Genomic DNA, 20049 nt, shown 5'->3' with positions numbered 1-20049 from the left:
ACGTTCATGGCGTTACCTCCAGAATTTTTTATAGGACGACGATGCAATCGCCGCCCGCTTGATCAGTGCTGTCCGGTGAACTCAAGGATCAATCGATTGACCTGCTCGGCCGCTTCCATCTGCACCATGTGGCCTTGGCCGGGGAGCACTTCGACCTGCGCCGCCAGCCCTTCGACGTGAGCCGCCGGGATGATCGCGTCGTCGCTGCCCCAGATCACCAGGGTCGGGACGTGGCCGGCCTGCACCACTTCACGCAGGTCCACCTGTTGGCGACCGTCGGCGAACAGCGTCGCTGACAGTTGCCGCAGGGCGGCGTCCACACCTTCCAGGCGCTTGTACTTGAGCATGTCGTCGAGCATCTGGCGGTTGACCAGCTCGGCATTGGAGAACAGTTGCACCAGTTGCGGCTTGAGGGCGTTGCGGTTGGCGGCGTCGACGAAACCCTGCAAGTAGCTACCGTTGATCTGCGCCCCCAGGCCGGCACTGCCGATCAAGGTCAGCGACCGTATCCGCTGGGGCATCAAGCGCGCGGTGTTCAGCGACACCGCCCCGCCCATGGAATGCCCCACCAAGTGCGCGGCATTGATGTCCAGGTGATCGAGCAAGGCCAGCACTACCCCGCTCAGCTCGTCCAGGTCGCCGCGTTGCAGGCTCTTTGAAGATTCGCCATGGCCTGGCAGGTCCAGGGCAATCACTCGACGCCCGGCCGCCAGGGCTTCATGGTTGAACAGCCAATTGTTCAGGTCGCCGCCAAAACCGTGCACCAGCACCAACGGCGTACCGCCCTCGCCGCGCTCGAAATAGCGGACCACCCGGCCGTCCAACTCGATTTTCTGCGGTTTCGGGCCACTGTCTTCATCAGCCGCGTCGCCCGGCACAAAGCTGGATTGAAACTGCTCGATGACCGCGTCGATCTCGGCGTCGCTGGCCTCGCCCTCGACGACGATGCCGAGCAAGGCGCCGACCGCCAGGGTTTCGTCCTGGCGGGCGATCTGCCGGCGCAGGGTTCCGGAAAACGGCGCCTCGACGCTGCTGGAGATCTTGTCCGTCTCGACGTCCATCACCTCATCGCCCTTGGTGACTGCCTGCCCCTCTTCCTTGAGCCAGGCATCGACCCGGCCTTCGGTCATCGACAGGCCCCACTTGGGCATGGTCAGGGTAAAAATCTGGCTCATCAGCGCTTGCTCCACTCGATCACGTTGAGCACGGCTTGTTCGATCTTCGCCGCGTCAGGGATGTACAGGTCTTCCAGGGCATCGGAGAACGGCACCGGCGTGTGCGGCGCGGTGACCATTTCAATCGGCGCCTTGAGCGCGCCAAAGGCTTTTTGCGCGACAAGGGCCGAGATATCGGTGGCCATGGAGCAGCGCGGGTTGGCCTCGTCGATCACCACCAGGCGCCCGGTCTTCTCGACACTTTCCAGGATGCTGTCCTCGTCCAGCGGGCTGGTGGTGCGCAGGTCGATCACTTCGCAGTCGATGCCGCGTCCCGCCAAGTTGCGCGCCGCGTCCATGGCGGTGTTGACCAGCCGTCCGTAGGACACCAGGGTTACGTCCTTGCCGTCGCGCAGGAAGTTGGCCTCGCCGAACGGCACGGTGTAGAGCTCTTCCGGCACTTCGCCCTGCATGCTGTAGAGCAACTTGTGCTCGCAGAAGATCACCGGGTCGTTGTCGCGAATCGCCTGGATCAGCAGGCCCTTGGCGTCGTAGGGCGATGATGGGCAAACCACTTTCAGCCCCGGGATGTGCGTCCACAACGACGTGAGCATCTGCGAATGCTGGGCGGCGGCGCGCAGCCCGGCGCCGACCATGGTGCGGATCACCAGGGGCGTGGAGGCCTTGCCGCCGAACATGTAGCGGAATTTGGCCGCCTGGTTGAGGATCTGGTCCAGGCAGCACCCGGCGAAATCGACGAACATCAACTCGCACACCGGCCGTACGCCGCAGGTGGCGGCGCCGACCGCCGCGCCGACGTAACCGATTTCCGAGAGTGGCGTATCCAGCACGCGGCCGGGGAACTGGTCGTAAAGGCCCTTGGTTACGCCGAGCACACCGCCCCACGCGTCGTTTTCACCGGGGGCACCGGCGCCACCGGCCACGTCTTCGCCCATGATGAACACGCTGGAATCGCGGTGCATTTCCTGGGCCAGGGCTTCGTTGATTGCCTGCTGATAGCTGATTTTTCTCGCCATGATGGGATTCTCTGTTCTTGTTTTAGGAGGGCGTTCAGGGATAGCTGACGTAGACGTCGGTCAGCAGGTCCGCTGCAGAGGGCTTGGGATCGGACTTGGCCTTGTACACGGCGTTTTCAATCAGCAGGTCCACTTCCTTATCGATTTGTTCCAACTGCTCGACGGTGAGCAAACCGGCACGGGTCGTGCGCTCGCGGAACTGCATCAGGCAGTCCTGGTTTTCGCGGAAATGCTTGACCTCGTCCGGCGCGCGATAGGTCTGGGCATCGCCTTCGAAGTGGCCGTAGTAACGGGTCAGCTTGACCTCGATCAGCGACGGCCCTTCCCCGGCACGAGCGCGTTCGACGGCGGCCCCGGCGGCTTCATGCACGGCGAAGAAGTCAAAGCCGTCCACCGTCACGCCGGGCATGCCGAAGCCGGCCGCGCGGTCGGCGATGTGATCGCAGGCCACCGACCAGTTCGACGCCGTGGCTTCGGCGTAGCCGTTGTTTTCGGCGATGAACAGGCACGGCAGGTTCCACACCGAGGCCATGTTCATGGCTTCGAACACCGCGCCCTCGTTGGAGCCGCCGTCGCCGAAAAACACCACGGCGACGCTGTCGGTGCCCTTGAGCCGCGCCGCCAAAGCCGCGCCGACCACCAGCGGCGCACCGGCGCCGACGATGCCGTTGGCGCCGAGCATGCCCTTCTCGAAATCGGCGATGTGCATCGAGCCGCCCTTGCCTTGGCAGACGCCGGTTTTCTTGCCGTAGATCTCGGCCATCATTCCGTAGACGTCCACGCCCTTGGCGATGCAATGGCCGTGACCACGGTGGTTGGAGGCGATGCAGTCGTCATCGCCGAGGTGGGCCATGACGCCGGCGGCCGAAGCTTCTTCACCGGCATACAAGTGAACGAAACCGGGGATCTCGCCCGTGGCGAACTCCACGTGCAGGCGCTCTTCAAAGGCGCGGATGGTGCGCATCACCTGGTAGGCGTGCAGCAGTTGATCGTGGGCGAGCGGTGTCGACATTTTTATTCTCCTGGGGTGTCTTCTTGAAGATTCAGAGGGTGTTGCGGGTGCTCGCGGCCAATGGCCAACAAGCGTTGTTGCGCGGCGTAGATGAGCACCGCATTGACGTCGATGCTCAGCGGACCGCCGGCATCGAGGGTGACCGTGGGCCGGTCATGGACGTTGAATTCGATTTCCCGTTCGCCATCCAGGGCCAAGGTGCCGCTGGACAGTGACAAGCCATGGGCGACGCCGGGTTCCAAGGGCCCGGCGGCGAGCACCCCGCAGCCTTGCAACAGGCCGGGGGCGAGCGGCACCAGCAGCGCCTCGGGGGATTGCGGGTCCAGGCGCATCCAGGCGCCGCCCGGTGCCTGGCGGGACACCGGGAACCACAAGCCGCACAGGGCCGACAGGCCAATGGATTGCGGCTCGGCGAAGGTCACGAAGACTTCGGCCAGGTCCTGTGCCCGGCTAATGGCCCGGGCGCCGACAAAGCGCAGCGGCGACACGGCGACGTCCACCAGGGCGACTTCGCGCATGCCGCGTCCGGCGTCGCAGACCAACAGGCGCTTGTTGCGGCGCAAACCGATCTCGTCCGGGATCCGGCCACTGGCGTACAACCCACCGGCCACCCCGGCGCTGGTGGCCTCGCGCAGTTCGGGAAAGGCGTTGTTCGTGCCGGTGGACAGGGTCAGCAATGGGATGTCGCCGACTTCGGCGGCCACCGCCTTGTGGGTGCCATCGCCGCCGAGCACGGCGATCAGCGCCACCTCGCGCTCGGCCATCAGGCGCGCGGCCCGGCGGGTGTCTTCGACGGTCTGGCGCAGGGTCAGGTCGAGGAATTCCAGGGCCGGCCAGTGGCTGCTGCGGGCCTGGCGGCTGTGGCTGTTCTTCAGCACGGCGGCGGCCATGCCGATCATGTCGGTGGGCATCAGCACTTGTTCGATGCCGGTGGCGCCGAACGCGGCCAGCAGCCGCTGGATCACCGAGACCTTGTCGGTGCTGGAAAACAGCCCGGCGTTGGCGGTCAGGCGCCGCACGTCACGGCCCGACGCGGGGTTGGCGATGATGCCGACAGTCAGCGGACGGCGGTTCATGGCATCACCGGAAAATGGATGGTCAGCGGGCTTGGCCTGCAAGTCATAGGCACCTCTTTTTTATTATTGGAAGCCCACTGATGTGGGTCCAAGGCCTAGAGCAAGGCCGGTGCCAGTTCCCCGCAAATCAATGGAAAGCCCCGAGACAGAGCGCTTGCGATGCACCTTTGGGTGTTGCGCGGCGGCGCTGGGTGAGACGCCACATGTCAGCCTGCACGGGTCGGCGGCGAGACGCTGAGACGTGGCGTCTCACCCGCCATCTACGCTCCGTCGGGCTTGTCTGCACCCGGCGATCAGCGCTTAATGTGCCCACAACGACAAGAAGCTGAACCCGAGGCCGCTATGCTTTCCGCTCACTCCCGGGCGCATGTGGATTGCGTCAGCCGCGTACTGAAGAACGCCGCTCGACTGCCGCAATTGCCCGTGCCGGACCTGATCCTCGATTCATGGCGCCGCTCCATGGAGCAGCATCACCTCGATCCTGGCTCGCTGCAGGGCCCGCGAATCCTTTCCAACGACGTGCTCAAGCAGTGTCGCGAACGCTCTGAACTGTTCCTCAACATCGCCAGCGATGAAGTGGCGCGCTTGCATGGCCGGGTACGCGATGCCGACTATTGCGTGCTGCTGACCGATGCCCAGGGCCAGACCATCGATTACCGCGTCGAAACCACCCTTCGCAACGACTGCCGCAAGGCCGGGCTGTACTTGGGCACTTGTTGGTCGGAAGGTGAAGAAGGCACCTGCGGCGTGGCGGCGGTGCTCACCGCCAAGACGGCGGTGACCGTGCACAAGCGCGACCATTTCCGCGCGGCGTTCATTGGCTTGACCTGCTCCGCCGCGCCGGTCTTCGACCCGCAAGGGGAATTGCTCGGGGTGCTCGACGTTTCGGCGGTGCGTTCGCCGGATGACCGACGTTCCCAGCACCTGATCCGGCAGATGGTGGTGCAGAGCGCGCGGGAAATCGAACAGGCATTCTTCATGAGCAGTGCCCAGGGCTACTGGGTTTTGCGCGCGCATGGCAACGCCGGGTACGTCGACAGCCAGCCGGATTTGCTATTTGCCTGGGACGACGACGGCTGCCTGCAAGCGCTGAACCCAGCGGCCCGCCAGTATCTGCTACAACGCTACGGCCAATTGCCCCAACACATCAGCCAGGTCTTTGACCCACAACTGCTGCATCGCGCCCGCGACGAAAGCCTCTACCCCCTCGCCCCATCCTTGCACGGCCGCTTGAGCGCCCCACGCCGCCGGGCATCCTTGCGCCAGCGCGCCGCCACGACGCCGACCGAACTCGATCCCCGCCTGGCGGACAGCCTGAACCTGGCGGTGCGGGTCAAGGACCGCAACCTGCCGGTGCTGATCCAGGGCGAAACCGGTTCCGGCAAGGAAGTCTTCGCCCGCCAACTGCACCAGGCCAGCCAGCGCCGGGATAGGCCCTTCGTCGCGTTGAACTGCGCGGCGATCCCCGAAAGCCTGATCGAGAGCGAGTTGTTCGGTTACGTGGCCGGAGCCTTTACCGGCGCCTCGACCAAGGGCATGCAGGGGCTCCTGCAGCAGGCCGATGGCGGCACGCTGTTCCTCGACGAAATCGGTGACATGCCCCTGGCCTTGCAAACGCGGCTGTTGCGGGTGCTGGCCGAGGGCGAGGTGGCGCCGCTGGGCGCATCGCGGCGCAAGGCCGTGGACATCCAGGTGATCTGCGCCACTCACCGCGACCTGGAAAGCCTCGTGGCGGCCGGAGAATTCCGCGAGGATTTGTATTTCCGTCTCGGCGGCGCCCGTTTCCAATTGCCGCCATTGCGCGAGCGCACTGATCGACTGGCCTTGATCAACCGTATCCTGGACGAAGAATCGGCGCTCTGCGGGGGCTCGGTGCAACTGAGCGGCGCGGTGTTGGAGTGCCTGCTCGGCTACCACTGGCCAGGCAATGTGCGTCAGTTGCGGCACGTATTGCGTTATGCCTGCGCGGTCTGCGACACGAACGTGGTCCAGCTCAGCCATTTGCCTGAGTCACTGCACGGCACCCAAACCGCCGTTCGTAGCGAAGAACCCAGCGCCAGCCCGGAACGCCAGGCGCTGCTCGATGCCCTGGTGCGTCACCGCTGGAAACCTACCCCGACGGCCCGAGCCTTGGGCATTTCCCGGGCAACGCTGTATCGCCGGGTGCATCAGCACGGCATTGAAATGCCCGGCAGGAGCCCGGGCTGAAAACTTATCGCCGCGCCAGTTCGTGACGCACGCATTGTTCGTAATAGGTCTGCTTGACGGCAGCCGGCTTGAGCCGCGATGCGCTGTTGTAGGTCTGTTCGGTAATGCCCAGGGCAGTCATGCGCATCCAGGGCCGGGGGAATTTGCGCACTTGCAGCTTCTTGCGCGCGCCGTACAGGCTGACGCCAGACAGTTTCGACGCCTGCGCTCCCGCCGCAATGTCCGAACCCCAGTGACACACCGACTGCTGGTTGGCGGTGAGGGCCTTGGCCTGGGCTTCAAGCGAGACAGCGGCCAAGACCATGGCCGCCGCGATCCAGATAGAAACACGCATAGGTTTGTCGTCCAACTTTCTGAAATAAAAGAAGTTTGACGCCAAGCGAATGAGCAAGGGGCCAGTACTGGAGAAAACTAGAAACGTTGGCAGATTAAGAACATAAGCTTCTGAAATTAAACGTTTTCTATTTTCTAAAGTACTGAAGCGAGCTTCACAACCTTCTGAAGCGGCCTGCAACCTGCGACAGGGGAGCAAGCTCCCTCGCCACGGTTTATTGGCTGGCCCTGGCTTCTTGCAGCAGTTGCTGGATCACTTGCTCCTGCTCGCCGTACCGCCCTTCGCCAAAGTGGCTGTAGCGCACCTGTCCCTTGGCGTCGATGAAGTAATGGGCGGGCCAGTACTGGTTGTTGAAGGCGCGCCAGATTGCATATTGGTTGTCGATCGCGACCGGGTATTGGATGTCCAGCTTGCGGACTTGGTCGCGCACGTTGGCGATGATCTTCTCGTAGCCGTACTCGGGGGTGTGCACGCCGATCACCACCAGTCCGTCCTTCTCGTATTTCCTGGCCCAATCATTCACGTATGGCAGCGTGTGCTGGCAATTGATGCAGTCGTAGGTCCAGAAATCCACCAGCACCACCTTGCCCCGCAGCGCCTCGCGGTTCAGCGGCGGCGAGTTCAGCCATTGCACGGCGCCGTCCAGTGAAGGCATGGCGCCCTGGGATTCGAGGTCCGGCATCGAGTTCGCCCCGGCCTTGCTGACCACGTAGTCGATGGCCTTGGGCACGCTTTCCAACAGGCTTTTTTCCAGGCTGGTCGATTGCTGGGACGAGGTGTTGGCGAGCAAGCGATCATCCACCCCGGTGCCAATCGCCACGGCCGCCAACAATACCAACGTCCCGGTGGCGCGGCGCAGCCAGGCCGTGATCGGCAGCGAGGGTTTCAGTCGACCGATCAAGCCGCGGCCAGCCAGGATCAACGTGCCCAGCGACAAGGCACTGCCCAGCCCGTAGGCGAGCAGAAGCAGACTGGTCTCGGCGCTGGCGCCCTGCAACATGGCCCCGGTCAGGATCACCCCAAGGATCGGCCCGGCGCAGGGAGCCCAGAGCAGCCCAGTGGCAACCCCGATCAACACCGACCCCGCAGGGCCGGCCATCCGTCCGGCACCGGCGTCAAGTCGATTGCCCAGGCTGACCAGCGGACGCGAGAGCCAGGTACCGACCCGGCTGAACATCAACGACAAGGCGAACAGCACCATCACCACCAGGGCGACTTGCCGGCCGATGCTGCTGGCGTGGATCACCCATTCGCTGCTGACCACCGCCAGGCTGGAGACCAAGGCGAACGTCAGCATCATGCCGGCCAGCGTCAACAGCACCGAGCTGCGCGATTGATTGGCCCGGGCGAACAGGAACGGCACCACGGGCAGGATGCAGGGGCTGAGGATCGTCAGAATCCCGCCGAGAAAAGCGATCAGAAGCATGGGAACACCTATAAAGGCTGACGTAGAACCTGTGGCGAGGGAGCAAGCGCCCCGCCACAGGTAGAGAAGATCAGTTTTCGTTGCTGCAGTTATCGGAAAACTTGCGATAGTCCAGCGCCTGCTTGTGACCCATCGAGTCGAGGTAGGTCATGTGGGCGTTCACCACGCCACACGCCGGCTGCGGATCTTCGGTCAGGGACAACACTTTCTGAATGTCCAGATGGCTGCCGTAGGTGTAGGTTTGCGCCTGGACATTGCTTTCGGCCCGGGCCGACAAGGTGCAGATGTTCAGCGCGGCGAACAGGCAGGTGGCGTAGATGGCTTTGGTGTTCATGGCGGTTTCCTCGATTCAATGGATGTTTATCGCAGAGGTCGTCGTGTTGCCTCGTTGGATGCCATTGAACGCCGCCCAGGTATCGCGTCTGTATCGGGGCGGGCGGCTTTTTGCATCGCTGTGTATCCGTCGCGCGCCAGATACACTGCAATACAAACCGGCGCGGGCCGTGCCGGCCGGCGGCTGTAGACTGGCCAGCAACAACAGGCGAAGGGGCAGAACACCATGGATCATGTCGATCATGTGTTGATCGTGGATGACGATCGCGAGATCAGGGAACTGGTAGGCAACTACCTGAAAAAGAATGGCTTGCGCACCACCGTGGTAGCAGACGGCAGGCAGATGCGCACGTTCCTGGAAACCACCCCGGTGGACCTGATCGTGCTGGACCTCATGATGCCCGGCGACGACGGCCTGGTGCTGTGCCGGGAACTGCGGGCCGGCAAGCACAAGGCCACGCCGGTTTTGATGCTCACCGCCCGCAACGACGAAACCGACCGCATCATCGGCCTGGAAATGGGTGCCGACGACTACTTGGTCAAGCCCTTCGCCGCCCGCGAACTGCTCGCCCGGATCAACGCCGTGCTGCGCCGCACCCGCATGCTGCCGCCAAACCTGGTGGTCACCGAGAGCGGGCGTCTGTTGGCGTTCGGTCGCTGGCGCCTGGACACCACTGCCCGCCACTTGCTCGACGGCGACGGCACCATGGTCGCCCTGAGCGGTGCGGAATATCGCCTGCTGCGAGTGTTCCTCGACCATCCGCAGCGGGTGCTCAACCGCGACCAGTTGCTGAACCTGACCCAGGGCCGCGATGCCGACCTGTTCGACCGCTCCATCGATCTGCTGGTCAGCCGGCTGCGCCAACGCCTGTTGGACGACGCCCGTGAGCCGGCCTACATCAAGACCGTGCGCAGCGAAGGCTATGTGTTCTCGCTGCCGGTGGAGATCCTCGAGGCCTCGGCATGAGTCTGCCGCTACGCTGGCCGCGCACCCTCGCCTCGCGCCTGTCGCTGATCTTCCTGATCGGCTTGGTCCTGGCCCAGGGCCTGTCGTTCGGCGTGCAGTACTACGAACGCTACGAGAGCGCCAAGAACACCATGCTCGGCAACCTGGAAACCGACGTGTCGACGTCAGTCGCCATCCTCGACCGCCTGCCGGCCGCCGAACGGCCGGCCTGGCTGCCGAAACTCGCCCGGCGCAACTATGACTACGTGCTCGACGAAGGCGAGCCAGGCATGCCGATGCTCCCCGACAATGCACCGATATCCGTCAGCTCGATCCAGGAAGCCCTGGGTGAATCCTATGCGCTGACCTACAACCAAATCCCAGGGCCAAAGATGCATTACCAGGCGCACTTGCGCCTCAAGGATGGCAAACCTCTGACGATCGACGTACGCCCGGCGATGGCGCCTCTTTCGCCCTGGCTCCCGGCGGTGTTGCTCGGGCAACTGGCGCTTTTGATCGGCTGCACCTGGCTGGCCGTGCGCATCGCCGTCAGCCCCCTCACCCGCTTGGCCCGGGCGGTGGAGACCCTCGACCCGAATGCCCACGGCGTGCGCCTGGACGAAAAAGGCCCAACCGAGGTGGTGCATGCGGCCAAGGCGTTCAATGCCATGCAAGACCGCATCGCCGCTTACCTCAAGGAGCGCATGCACCTGCTGGCAGCCATTTCCCATGATTTGCAGACGCCCATTACCCGCATGAAGCTGCGCGCCGAATTCATGGACGACGGCATTGAAAAGGATAAGTTATCCAGCGACCTGAGCGAAATGGAGCATCTGGTGCGCGAAGGCGTGGCCTACGCCCGCAGCATCCACGGCGCCACCGAGGCCAGTTGCCGGATCAGCCTGGATGCGTTTCTCGACAGCCTGGTATTCGACTATCAGGACACCGGACAGGATGTGCAGTTGTCCGGCAATAATGCTGCCGTCATCGATACCCGCCCTCATGCGCTGCGCCGGGTGCTGGTCAACCTGGTGGACAACGCCCTGAAATTTGGCGGCGCGGCAGAAATCCAGGTCCAGCCTGCCGACGGCGGCCAACTGGCGATCCAGGTACTGGACCGAGGCCCCGGAATCAGCGAGGAAGAACTGGCAGAAGTGCTCAAGCCGTTCTATCGGGTGGAAAGCTCGCGCAACCGGGAAACCGGCGGTACGGGCCTGGGGTTGGCCATCGCCCTGCAACTGGCGAACGCCATGGGCGGGTCGCTGAGATTGAGCAACCGCGACGGCGGCGGCTTGTGTGCCGAATTGCGCCTGGGCCGCGATAGCGCCTGCGCAAGTTAGCCGGATTCATCAGCGGGTTTGTATGCCAGTGTGTCAACGGGCACACGGCATACACAAACTTGCACAGCCCCCCCTTCCAGACACACCCCGCTTACACCCATTTGAAAGACTCCTTGTGTCCCCGGCCAACGTGATGGCCGGGCCCGACTTCCAAGGAGCTTCCCATGCCTACCACCACCGCAACGCCGCCTGCTTTCCGTTTCCAGGGTTGGTCGCTGTTCAGCCTGATCGCCGTCCTGGTGCTGCTGATGACCGCACTGACCGTGATGCTCAACCCAGACCTCACCGAAGGCGTGCGCAGTGCGATTCGCGCCACCGCCCGCTCCTCCTTCGTCCTGTTCCTGCTGGCCTTCACGGCCTCGGCGTTTGCCGTGTTGGTGCCCTCGCCGCTGAGCAAGTCCCTGGTGCGTGAGCGGCGTTTCATCGGGTTGGCCTTTGCCTTCTCCCATCTGGTCCACGCGGTCCTGATCTACGCCTATGGCCAGCTCAACACCGAGTTCTGGCCCGGCCGGACCACCCTTGGCAACGTGCCTGGCAGCGTCGGTTATGTGTTCGTCCTCCTGCTGGCCCTGACCTCGTTCAAAAGCACCACGCGGCTGATCGGCGCCAAAGCCTGGAAGCGCCTGCACACCACCGGCATGTGGGTACTGGCGGCGATTTTTGCCTACTCCAACTTCAAGCGCATTCCGATGAGCGACTGGTACGTGCTGCCCTTGGGCCTGATCTGCGCCGCCACCGCTGTCCGCCTGGTGGGCAAACTGGCCCAGGCCAACAAGCGCCAGCCCCTGCCACGCACGGTTTGAGAAGGAGATCGACCATGTATTGCATCGTATCGAAAGCCTTGAACGGCCTGCATCTGAATCTCGATCAAGCCGGTTCATGGCTCGCGCCGCTGGGGCTGCGCCTGTTCCTGGCCTGGGAGTTCTTCGAATCCGGCCTGGAGAAATGGAACGGCCAGAACTGGTTCGCCGAGATCCAATCGGCCTTCCCTTTCCCGTTCAACCAGGTGCCGGCCAGTTGGAATTGGGAGTTGTCGATGTGGGCCGAGCTGGTCTGCGCCATCGCCTTGCTGGTTGGCCTGGGCACGCGTTTCTCGGCGCTGGTCCTGATGATCGTCACCGTGGTCGCCACCGCCGCCGTGCACTGGCCAGCGGATTGGTCGAGCCTGAATGAACTGGCACAAGGATATGCCATTACCAACAAGGGTTATGGCAACTTCAAACTGCCGTTGATTTACCTGGTAGCGCTGCTGCCGCTGCTCTTGCAAGGCGCCGGAAATCTGAGTGCAGATGCGTTGCTCAAGACGTTGCACCGTCGGTAGCGGCAACAAAAAATCGAAACCTTGGGCGGCTTGCGTTGGTCCAGTCCTGTATGAGCCAAAGCGCTGCGTACCGCTGCCACGGTGGTCGCAGCCGATCGAGACAGCCCATCGAGACGAGGAACAGACATGAGCATGACCGTCGGCGACTTTCTGGTTGAACGCCTTTATGAATGGGGGGTGCGTCGCATCTACGGCTACCCCGGCGATGGCATCAACGGCGTGTTTGGCGCCTTGAATCGGGCCAAGGGCAAGATCCAGTTCATCCAGGCACGTCACGAGGAAATGGCCGCTTTCATGGCCTGCGCCCACGCCAAGTTCACCGGCGAGCTGGGGGTGTGTATCGCCACGTCGGGGCCGGGGGCTTCGCATCTGGTCACCGGTCTGTATGACGCACGCATGGACCACATGCCGGTCCTGGCTATCTGCGGCCAACAAGCGCGCAACGCCCTCGGCGGGCATTATCAGCAGGAATTGGACCTGGTCAGTCTGTTCAAGGACGTGGCCGGCGCGTTCGTCCAGCAAGCCAGCGCACCGGCCCAGGTGCGCCATCTGCTCGACCGCGCCGTACGCACGGCGGTGGGCGAGCGCCGGGTTACAGCGTTGATCCTGCCTAACGACCTGCAAGAGCTGGAGTACACCGCACCGCCGCACAAGCACGGCACGCTCCATTCCGGGGTCGGCTACCGCAAACCCAAGGTGGTGCCCTACGAGGAAGACCTGCGCCGGGCCGCCGATGTCCTCAACGCTGGCAAGAAAGTCGCCATCCTGGTGGGTGCCGGCGCGTTGCACGCCACGGATGAAGTGATCGCCATTGCCGATAAACTCGGCGCTGGCGTCGCCAAGGCCCTGCTCGGCAAAGCGGCGGTGCCCGACGACTTGCCGTGGGTCACAGGTTCCATCGGCCTGCTGGGCACCGAGCCCAGCGACAACCTTATGGCCGGCTGTGACACGCTGCTGATGATCGGATCCGGCTTCCCCTACGCCGAGTTCCTGCCCGCCGAAGGCCAGGCACGCGGTGTGCAGATCGATCTCAAGCCGGACATGTTGAGCCTGCGCTACCCGATGGAAGTCAACCTGCAAGGCGACAGCGCCGATACCCTGCGGGCCTTGCTGCCCCTGATCGAAGAAAAGCCCGACCGCGCCTGGCGCAAGAAAATCGAACAGTGGCGAGCGGACTGGGACAAGACCCTGGAAAACCGCGCCCTGGTCACGGCCAAGCCGATCAATCCGCAACGGGTCACCTTCGAGCTGTCGCCGCGACTGCCGGACCGCGCCATCCTCACCTGCGATTCGGGCTCCTGCGCCAACTGGTTTGCCCGGGACATCCAGATCCGTCGCGGCATGATGTGCTCGCTCTCCGGTGGCCTGGCCTCCATGGGGGCCGCGGTGCCTTACGCCATTGCCGCCAAGTTCTGCCATCCGGATCGGCCGGTCATCGCGCTGGTGGGCGATGGCGCGATGCAAATGAACAACATGGCCGAGCTGATCACCGTTGCCAAATACTGGCGCACCTGGACGAACAACACCTGGATCTGCGCGGTGTTCAACAACCAGGACCTGAATCAGGTGACCTGGGAGCAGCGTGTCATGGAAGGCGACCCGAAATTCGAAGCGTCCCAGGACATTCCCGACGTGCCTTATCACTTGTTCGCCGAATCCATCGGCCTCAAAGGCATCCTCGTCGATCAGGAAACGGACGTCGCCACCGCCTGGGAACAAGCGCTCGCCGCCGAACGGCCGGTGCTCATCGAGTTCCGGACCGACCCCGACGTGCCGCCATTGCCGCCGCATATCAAGTTGGAACAGGCAAAGAAATTCGCTTCCACTCTGCTCCAAGGCGACCCGAACGAGCTTGGCATCGTCGTGGCGACCGCCAAACAGGTGTTGGGCTCGCTGCTGCCGGGCCACCGCAAGGACAAAGAGTGAGCATGCGCACGAAAGCAAGCCGGTATGAGCTGATCCTGTTGGGAGGCTTTGTCGCCCTATGGACATGGCTGGCCATTGCACCGATGAAACGCAGCGACTGGCTGGCGGAGAACCTGCTGGTGTTTGCGCTTCTGATGTTCCTGGTGGCCGTCCACCGCAGGTTCAGCTTTTCCCGTTTGTCCGCCACCCTGGTGTTCGTGTTTCTCTGCATCCATGAGGTCGGCGCCCACTACACCTACGCGAAAGTCCCCTATAACCAGTGGTGGCAGGCCCTGACCGGTGGCCAGCCGCTGGACCAACTGCTGGGTTTTGAGCGCAACCAGTTCGATCGCCTGGTGCACTTCAGCTATGGCCTGCTGCTCGCTTACCCGGTACGCGAGGCGCTGCTGCGGGTCATTCCAGCCGGGGGGTTCAGTGGGTATTTCCTGGCCTGGAACCTGATCCTGTCGTCCTCGGCTATTTATGAGCTGATCGAATGGGTGGGGGGTGCCTACATGGGCGGCGATACCGCGAAGGCGTTTGTAGGTGCGCAACAGGATCCCTGGGACGCGCAAAAGGACATGGCGCTGGCGGCGCTTGCCGCGTGCATGACGCTGGTGGCCGCTGCCGCGGTCAATTATTTCCAGCAGCGCGATTTTGCCCTGGAATGGGCAATGCGCAACAAAGCCAGTACCTGATAGCCGGCGTCGGGAGAAAAAATGATGCAGTTGGTCAGCATTTCCACACTTTTATTAAGTTAATCAGCCAGTCAGCCGATACAAAGCTAGTGCGAGGTATCTCGCGTTTCGCTGATGGCTTGTATTTATGATCGAAGATGCTGGCAATGGCTCCCCCGTGATAACCGGCGAGCGGCCGACCCGAAGCTTCACCCGCCGCACCTTCCCGGCCATCATGCTGTTGCTGTTCGTCATGTCCGCACTGGCCATCGCGGTGCTGCTCAATATCACCCAGACCCAGGACCAACAGGCCCGCGAGCAAAGCCTGTTCTTCGCACAACGGGCCATCGACGGTATCCGCACCGGTATCGGACGCGACCTGAGCGACTACTCCAAATGGAGCGACGCCTACCGGCACCTCCATGTGGAAGTCGACAAGGACTGGGCCTATGACCAGGAAAATGTCGGCAGCAGTGTGTTTTCGCTCTACGGCTATCAAGCCGTGTTTGTCATTTCCCCCACCGGCAAGACGGTCTATTCGGTCATCGATGGCGAGATGAGCGAGGTGGCGGCTGACACTTGGCTGAGCGGCGACCTGCGTGCCCTCGCCAGCAAAGCCAGCGCCGAGGAGAACCGCGATGAGGTGATCGTCGAGTTGCTGCATCACGAAGACGCGCCGGCCTTCGTCGCCGTCTCGGCGATTACCATCGGCACGGACAACAGCGTGCCCGAGATTCCAGGCCCGCCCAGCCTGCTGTTATTCGTGAAAGTCCTGGACAGCGCGGCGTTGCAAGGCCTGTCGCGGGATTTTGCTCTGCCCGATGCGCATATCGCCTATACGCCAGGCCCCAAAGAGACTGCCCAGGTCTTGCTCAACGACCTGACCCGCGAAGCGCTGGCATGGCGCCCGGCGACGCCCGGCAAGGATCTGCGCAAGGTGCTGCTGCCGTTGCTGGCCGTGGCATTGCTGTTTCTCGGGATCATGGCCTTGGCGGTATTGCGCCATGCGCTGCTGATGCTCCGCGCCCAGGAACGCCAATACGCCAGCCTTCTCGCGCACCGCAAAGCGTTGGAGCGCAGCGAAGAGCGTTTCCGGGACATTGCCGAGGTATCGTCCGACTGGTTGTGGGAGGTCGATTCGGCCGGGACATTAACCTACCTGTCCGAACGCTTCGAACAAGTGACCGGTTTCAGTCCCGTCGAGTGGCTGGGCAAGCCGCTGCACCGCTTACTTCATCCGCACAGCGGGTCGATCTCCATCGCGCATTGGCTGCTCGGTGGTGCCAACAGTGCCTCATCCGCCCCGCTGCTGTGCGAATACACCGCGCATAATCAACGCATCCGTACCTGCAAACTCTCGGTCCGGGCCATTGATGCCGGCAGCTTGGGCTTTCGCGGCACGGCCACCGACATCACCGATGAATTGCGCGCGCTGGCACAGATCAAACACCTCTCCCTGCACGACCCGCTGACCGGGCTGGCCAACCGCAACCGCTTGTTCGATTGCCTCAGCGAACACCTGGACCAGGCGCAAGGGACGCCACTGGCGATACTGAACCTGGACATGGATCGATTCAAACCGGTCAATGACTCCCTGGGTCATGCAGTGGGCGACAAGGTGCTCAAGGAAGTGGCGCATATCCTTCAGCAAAACGTCCGCGGCACCGACCTGGTGGCCCGCCTCGGGGGCGATGAGTTTGTCATCGTCATGCCCAACCCCGGCGATGCGAACGATCTCGATCAACTGTGCGAGCGCCTGATCGATTGCATGCAACGGCCCATGCACCTGGACGGCAACACTTTGTACCTGGGGGTGAGTATCGGGGTTGCCTGGTCGCAGCCTCGCGATCAACGCGCCGAAGAGTTGTTGCGCCAGGCCGACATCGCCCTGTATGCGGCCAAGGGCGCCGGCCGCAATACCTGGCGTGTCTATGAAGAAGCCATGGGCAATGTCGCCCGCGACCGCCGCCGCTACGAGCAGCAATTGCGCGATGCAATGCACCAGGACCAGCTTGAATTGCGTTACCTGCCGCGTTTCGACGTGAATGCCGAACAGCTGCATGGTTTTGAAGCCCAGGTCTTCTGGCACCACCCCGAGCGAGGCGAACTGGGTGGAGCCGACTTCATCCCCGTGGCCGAAGCGTCTGGCCAACTGGAGGAGCTGGGCACCTGGATGTTGATCAACGCCTGCGAAGAGGCCATGACCTGGCCCAACGCGCTCGCCCTGTCCGTCGCCGTTTCGCCGAGGTGGTTCAGCAGCAGTTTTCTATTCAATCAAGTGCACAAGGCCTTGGAAACCAGCGGTTTGCCGGCGCAGCGCCTGACCCTTGAGGTGGCGGAAGGGGTGTTGCTGACCGATCACAAGACGCTCGCCAATACTTTGCATGCCCTCAAGGCGTTGGGCGTGCGGATCAATATCGATAAGTTCGGCACCAATATCGCTTCCCTGCGCGAGGTGCTTGACCAGCCGTTCGACGGTATCCGTTTCGATCGCAATATTTTGGCGCAGTTGGGGCTGGAGCACGATCAGGAAGGTGTGTTGGCGATGATTCGGTTGAGTCGCAGTGTCGGGCTGGTGGTGACGGCCGAGGGCATTGAGAATGCCCGGCAGTATGATCAGTTGCGCAGTGTTGCTTGCGATCATGTGCAGGGGCCGTACTTTGGCGCGGCGCTGGCTCGTTCGCAGATGGCTTCGTTTTTTACTACGCCTCGGTGGCTTTAGGCCTCCTAGCAGTCGGGTGGGATTTTTTTGACTGAGTACATATCCGTTTCTGCGGTAACGGCTGATTATGGTTTCGCTTTTACAGCGACTCACTTTTGTGAAGCGCAAAAGTAAGCAAAACGCTTTTGCCCCACCACTCGGTGCCTCGCCTAGGCTCGGCATGCCCTCTCTCCGGCATTGCTCCGTGGGCCCGCCGCGAAGGACCGTCCATGGTCCAGCGCGGCTATCCCGGCATCCATGCCGGGATGCCCACTGCGCAATACCTGCGTTCGGCCAGCGTGGTTAACGGGGCGCCGAGATCAACGTCCACTGCGAGGCGGCCTTATAGCCGACCTGGTTTTGGGTGATCGCGCTTCTCCTGTGAAGCCTGCTTGCTAGGACGGTCACAGGTAAATATCCACTTAGCCTCCCGGACTCTGGCGAAAACTCACGGCCAGCCGGTTCCAGCTGTTGATGGTGCTGATCGCCAGGGTCAGGTCGACCAGTTCTTCTTCGCTGAAATTGGCGCGCGCCAGGTTGTAGACGTCTTCGGGCACTTGGCTTTCGGCCAATAGCGTGACGGCTTCGGTCCAGGCCAGTGCTGCCTGTTCGCGCGGGTTGAAGAATCCGCTGTCGCGCCACACCGTCACCGCGTAGAGGCGCCGCTCTGTCTCGCCCTGGCGGCGCGCGTCCATCGAGTGCATGTCGGTGCAGAAGGCGCAGCCGTTGAGCTGCGAGGCGCGGATTTTGATCAGGTGGAGCAACGCCGGCTCGATGCTCAGGCGACTGGTCAGCGCTTCAAGGCCGATCATTGCCCTCATCGCGCCAGGGGACGCACTGTAGTAATCCAGACGCGGGCTCATGGCGGGCTCCGTAGTGGTCGATGTGTCCACGGTAGGAGGTCGAGGCCACCCGCGACAGGTCCAATGCGTCGAAAAAGGCTCACGCAACTTCTCCGCTCCAGCGCATTGCGGGTAATCTTCGTCTTTGAACCCTTGCTGCAATCGATCATCCGGGAGCCCGCGGGTATGGAACTTCATGTTGTCATCAACGGCCGCAAAGACCTGCTGGGCCAGTTGTATCGACAATTGCGCAGCGCCATCGAGAGCGGTCGGCTGGCCGCCGGCACCCAGTTGCCGCCCAGCCGCCTGTTGGCCGAGCAACTGGGTGTTTCGCGCAAGACCGTGTCCGATACCTATGCGCAACTGACCTACGAAAATTTTCTCACCGGCGTGATCGGCAAAGGCACCTATGTCAACGCACGCCCGGCCATGATCGTGCGCAAGCAAAGCCACCGCGAGCTTGCCGGTGCGGACGTCGTCGAGGCTTGGCGCAACATGCCGGACTTGCTGCGACACCCTAACCCCGAGAGCGCGCTGCGTTATGACTTCATCGGCGGCGCCACCGGCAAGGGCCAGTTTCCCCTGGACGACTGGCGTCGCTGCACCGCCCACGCCTTGCGCCAGATTGCCAACGCCAAGGGTTTCTACAGCCAGCCCGAAGGCCTGCCGGCGCTGCGCAACGCTATCGCCCGGCACATCGCGTTTTCCCGCGGGGTCAATTGCCAGGACGCTGACGTGGTGGTGTGCAACGGCGCGCAGCAGGCGCTGGATCTGATTTCACGGGTGCTGACTCGCCCCGGCAGCCTGGTGGCGATGGAAGACCCTGGCTATCCGCCGGCACGCCTTTTGTTTGGCTCACACGGCGCAACGGTGGCCGGCGTGCCGGTGGATGAGCAAGGCATGCGCGTGGATTTGATTCCCGACGGCACGCGGCTGATCTATGTGACGCCGTCCCACCAGTTTCCCCTCGGCATGCCCATGAGCCAGCCCCGGCGCGAGGCCTTGCTGGCGCGGGCCTATGAGCTGGGGGCGATCATTATCGAGGACGATTACGACAGCGAGTTTCGCTATGAAGGGCGGCCCACCGACTCGCTGCAGAGCATGGACGAGCGCGGGATCGTGGCGTACGTCGGGACATTTTCGAAAACCCTGCTGCCGGAGCTGCGGCTTGGCTACGCGATCCTGCCGCCAGCGATTCTCGAGGCGGTGATCCTGGCCAAGCGCCTCACCGACCAGCACACCTCCACCCTGCCCCAATGGGCGCTGGCGAAATTCATCGCCGAGGGCTGCCTGCTCAAGCATATCCGGCGCTGCCACGCGCTGTATGCCGCTCGGCGCGAGCGTATCCTGGCGCGCATGGGCGACGACCTGTCACCCTGGTTCGAAGCCGTGCCCACCACGGCGGGCTTTCATATGGCGGTGCTGTGCAAGGTGCCGATGGACCTGGCCCTGATTATCGAACTGGCAAAAAAAGCCGAAGTCGGGATCTACAGCCTCGACGGCTTTTTCCATGTGGAAACTGTGCGACCCGGCTTGATACTGGGCTTTGGCGGCATCGAACTCCTCGACATCGATATTGCCCTTGACCGCTTGCGCGATATTTTGCGGCAGGTCGCCTGACCGATTGGACTGGACGTTTATCCGCCCATTGGCTGTTTAAGCCTGGCCTCGGCGGGCCTATTCTGCCCAGGTGTCATTGAGTGTCTGGGTAGATCCCGTTCAACTTGATTCAGGAGC

The 20049-nt window shown here is 62.9% G+C and carries 17 protein-coding genes; 9 read left to right on the top strand and 8 right to left on the bottom strand.

The window, feature by feature from the left end:
• Positions 1–62 precede the first annotated feature (62 nt).
• The 4 genes from HU742_RS11970 to HU742_RS11955 are packed head-to-tail and all read right to left on the bottom strand — an operon-like array spanning position 63 to position 4279.
• Positions 63–1175 (bottom strand): acetoin dehydrogenase dihydrolipoyllysine-residue acetyltransferase subunit, encoded by a 1113-nt coding sequence (locus HU742_RS11970; protein ID WP_186642630.1) that lies wholly within the window; start codon positions 1173–1175, stop codon positions 63–65.
• On the bottom strand, positions 1175–2191 hold the full coding sequence (locus HU742_RS11965) for an alpha-ketoacid dehydrogenase subunit beta (protein WP_186642629.1): 1017 nt from the start codon (positions 2189–2191) through the stop codon (positions 1175–1177). The genes HU742_RS11970 and HU742_RS11965 overlap by 1 nt, the downstream gene beginning before the upstream one ends.
• Before the next feature lie 34 nt (positions 2192–2225).
• Positions 2226–3203, bottom strand: a complete 978-nt coding sequence (locus HU742_RS11960) for a thiamine pyrophosphate-dependent dehydrogenase E1 component subunit alpha (RefSeq protein WP_186632053.1) — start codon at positions 3201–3203, stop codon at positions 2226–2228.
• A 2-nt stretch (positions 3204–3205) separates the two neighbouring features.
• Positions 3206–4279, bottom strand: coding sequence for an ATP-NAD kinase family protein (locus HU742_RS11955; RefSeq protein ID WP_186642628.1), 1074 nt, complete (start codon positions 4277–4279; stop codon positions 3206–3208).
• Between the two features lie 342 nt (positions 4280–4621).
• Between HU742_RS11955 and HU742_RS11950 the strand changes: the two genes are divergently transcribed.
• The gene (locus HU742_RS11950; RefSeq protein ID WP_186632047.1) at positions 4622–6487 is read left to right on the top strand and encodes a sigma-54-dependent Fis family transcriptional regulator; all 1866 of its coding nucleotides are present in this window, start codon (positions 4622–4624) and stop codon (positions 6485–6487) included.
• 4 nt (positions 6488–6491) lie between these two features.
• Here HU742_RS11950 and HU742_RS11945 read toward each other — a convergent pair whose 3' ends face one another.
• The 3 genes from HU742_RS11945 to HU742_RS11935 form a co-directional block, all read right to left on the bottom strand.
• Complete coding sequence (locus HU742_RS11945) at positions 6492–6821, bottom strand: hypothetical protein (protein WP_186642627.1); 330 nt, start codon at positions 6819–6821, stop codon at positions 6492–6494.
• Between the two features lie 214 nt (positions 6822–7035).
• On the bottom strand, positions 7036–8247 hold the full coding sequence (locus HU742_RS11940; protein WP_186642626.1) for a cytochrome c biogenesis protein DipZ: 1212 nt from the start codon (positions 8245–8247) through the stop codon (positions 7036–7038).
• A 70-nt stretch (positions 8248–8317) separates the two neighbouring features.
• A complete protein-coding gene (locus tag HU742_RS11935) occupies positions 8318–8581 on the bottom strand; it encodes a DUF2790 domain-containing protein (protein ID WP_186610709.1) in 264 nt (87 codons plus the stop codon).
• A 225-nt stretch (positions 8582–8806) separates the two neighbouring features.
• Here HU742_RS11935 and HU742_RS11930 point away from each other — a divergent pair, with 225 nt between their 5' ends.
• From HU742_RS11930 to HU742_RS11900, 7 genes are all read left to right on the top strand, one after another.
• Positions 8807–9547, top strand: a complete 741-nt coding sequence (locus tag HU742_RS11930) for a response regulator (protein ID WP_186610708.1) — start codon at positions 8807–8809, stop codon at positions 9545–9547.
• A complete protein-coding gene (locus tag HU742_RS11925) occupies positions 9544–10866 on the top strand; it encodes an ATP-binding protein (protein WP_186642625.1) in 1323 nt (440 codons plus the stop codon). The genes HU742_RS11930 and HU742_RS11925 overlap by 4 nt, the downstream gene beginning before the upstream one ends.
• Before the next feature lie 164 nt (positions 10867–11030).
• Positions 11031–11669, top strand: coding sequence for a ferric reductase-like transmembrane domain-containing protein (locus HU742_RS11920; RefSeq protein WP_186642624.1), 639 nt, complete (start codon positions 11031–11033; stop codon positions 11667–11669).
• A gap of 14 nt (positions 11670–11683) precedes the next feature.
• Positions 11684–12187: an HvfX family Cu-binding RiPP maturation protein gene (locus tag HU742_RS11915; RefSeq protein ID WP_186642623.1), complete on the top strand. Its 504-nt coding sequence runs from the start codon at positions 11684–11686 to the stop codon at positions 12185–12187.
• 126 nt (positions 12188–12313) lie between these two features.
• Positions 12314–14113: a thiamine pyrophosphate-requiring protein gene (locus HU742_RS11910; RefSeq protein WP_186632028.1), complete on the top strand. Its 1800-nt coding sequence runs from the start codon at positions 12314–12316 to the stop codon at positions 14111–14113.
• Positions 14114–14115: 2 nt separating this feature from the next.
• A complete protein-coding gene (locus tag HU742_RS11905) occupies positions 14116–14790 on the top strand; it encodes a DUF2238 domain-containing protein (protein ID WP_186632025.1) in 675 nt (224 codons plus the stop codon).
• Between the two features lie 127 nt (positions 14791–14917).
• Positions 14918–17491 (top strand): bifunctional diguanylate cyclase/phosphodiesterase, encoded by a 2574-nt coding sequence (locus tag HU742_RS11900; RefSeq protein WP_186642622.1) that lies wholly within the window; start codon positions 14918–14920, stop codon positions 17489–17491.
• A 401-nt stretch (positions 17492–17892) separates the two neighbouring features.
• Here the strand turns inward: HU742_RS11900 and HU742_RS11895 are convergent, their stop codons facing one another.
• Entirely contained in the window at positions 17893–18333 is a 441-nt protein-coding gene (locus HU742_RS11895) for a carboxymuconolactone decarboxylase family protein (RefSeq protein WP_186642621.1), read from the bottom strand.
• 165 nt (positions 18334–18498) lie between these two features.
• On the opposite strand from HU742_RS11895, the gene pdxR reads away from it, so the two are divergent.
• A complete protein-coding gene (pdxR, locus tag HU742_RS11890; protein ID WP_186632016.1) occupies positions 18499–19932 on the top strand; it encodes a MocR-like pyridoxine biosynthesis transcription factor PdxR in 1434 nt (477 codons plus the stop codon).
• Positions 19933–20049: the final 117 nt, after the last annotated feature.

The sequence above is a fragment of the Pseudomonas marvdashtae genome, assembly GCF_014268655.2.
In the GTDB taxonomy this organism is placed as follows: Bacteria; Pseudomonadota; Gammaproteobacteria; order Pseudomonadales; family Pseudomonadaceae; genus Aquipseudomonas; species Aquipseudomonas marvdashtae.
This window is presented reverse-complemented; position numbering and strand designations above follow the sequence as displayed.

Bases quoted from the DNA above. Each gene is read 5' to 3' on its own strand.
- HU742_RS11970 (WP_186642630.1), bottom strand. From the start codon at position 1,175: ATGAGCCAGATTTTTACCCTGACCATGCCCAAGTGGGGCCTGTCGATG.
- HU742_RS11965 (WP_186642629.1), bottom strand. From the start codon at position 2,191: ATGGCGAGAAAAATCAGCTATCAGCAGGCAATCAACGAAGCCCTGGCC.
- HU742_RS11960 (WP_186632053.1), bottom strand. From the start codon at position 3,203: ATGTCGACACCGCTCGCCCACGATCAACTGCTGCACGCCTACCAGGTG.
- HU742_RS11955 (WP_186642628.1), bottom strand. From the start codon at position 4,279: ATGAACCGCCGTCCGCTGACTGTCGGCATCATCGCCAACCCCGCGTCG.
- HU742_RS11950 (WP_186632047.1), top strand. From the start codon at position 4,622: ATGCTTTCCGCTCACTCCCGGGCGCATGTGGATTGCGTCAGCCGCGTA.
- HU742_RS11945 (WP_186642627.1), bottom strand. From the start codon at position 6,821: ATGCGTGTTTCTATCTGGATCGCGGCGGCCATGGTCTTGGCCGCTGTC.
- HU742_RS11940 (WP_186642626.1), bottom strand. From the start codon at position 8,247: ATGCTTCTGATCGCTTTTCTCGGCGGGATTCTGACGATCCTCAGCCCC.
- HU742_RS11935 (WP_186610709.1), bottom strand. From the start codon at position 8,581: ATGAACACCAAAGCCATCTACGCCACCTGCCTGTTCGCCGCGCTGAAC.
- HU742_RS11930 (WP_186610708.1), top strand. From the start codon at position 8,807: ATGGATCATGTCGATCATGTGTTGATCGTGGATGACGATCGCGAGATC.
- HU742_RS11925 (WP_186642625.1), top strand. From the start codon at position 9,544: ATGAGTCTGCCGCTACGCTGGCCGCGCACCCTCGCCTCGCGCCTGTCG.
- HU742_RS11920 (WP_186642624.1), top strand. From the start codon at position 11,031: ATGCCTACCACCACCGCAACGCCGCCTGCTTTCCGTTTCCAGGGTTGG.
- HU742_RS11915 (WP_186642623.1), top strand. From the start codon at position 11,684: ATGTATTGCATCGTATCGAAAGCCTTGAACGGCCTGCATCTGAATCTC.
- HU742_RS11910 (WP_186632028.1), top strand. From the start codon at position 12,314: ATGAGCATGACCGTCGGCGACTTTCTGGTTGAACGCCTTTATGAATGG.
- HU742_RS11905 (WP_186632025.1), top strand. From the start codon at position 14,116: ATGCGCACGAAAGCAAGCCGGTATGAGCTGATCCTGTTGGGAGGCTTT.
- HU742_RS11900 (WP_186642622.1), top strand. From the start codon at position 14,918: ATGATCGAAGATGCTGGCAATGGCTCCCCCGTGATAACCGGCGAGCGG.
- HU742_RS11895 (WP_186642621.1), bottom strand. From the start codon at position 18,333: ATGAGCCCGCGTCTGGATTACTACAGTGCGTCCCCTGGCGCGATGAGG.
- pdxR (WP_186632016.1), top strand. From the start codon at position 18,499: ATGGAACTTCATGTTGTCATCAACGGCCGCAAAGACCTGCTGGGCCAG.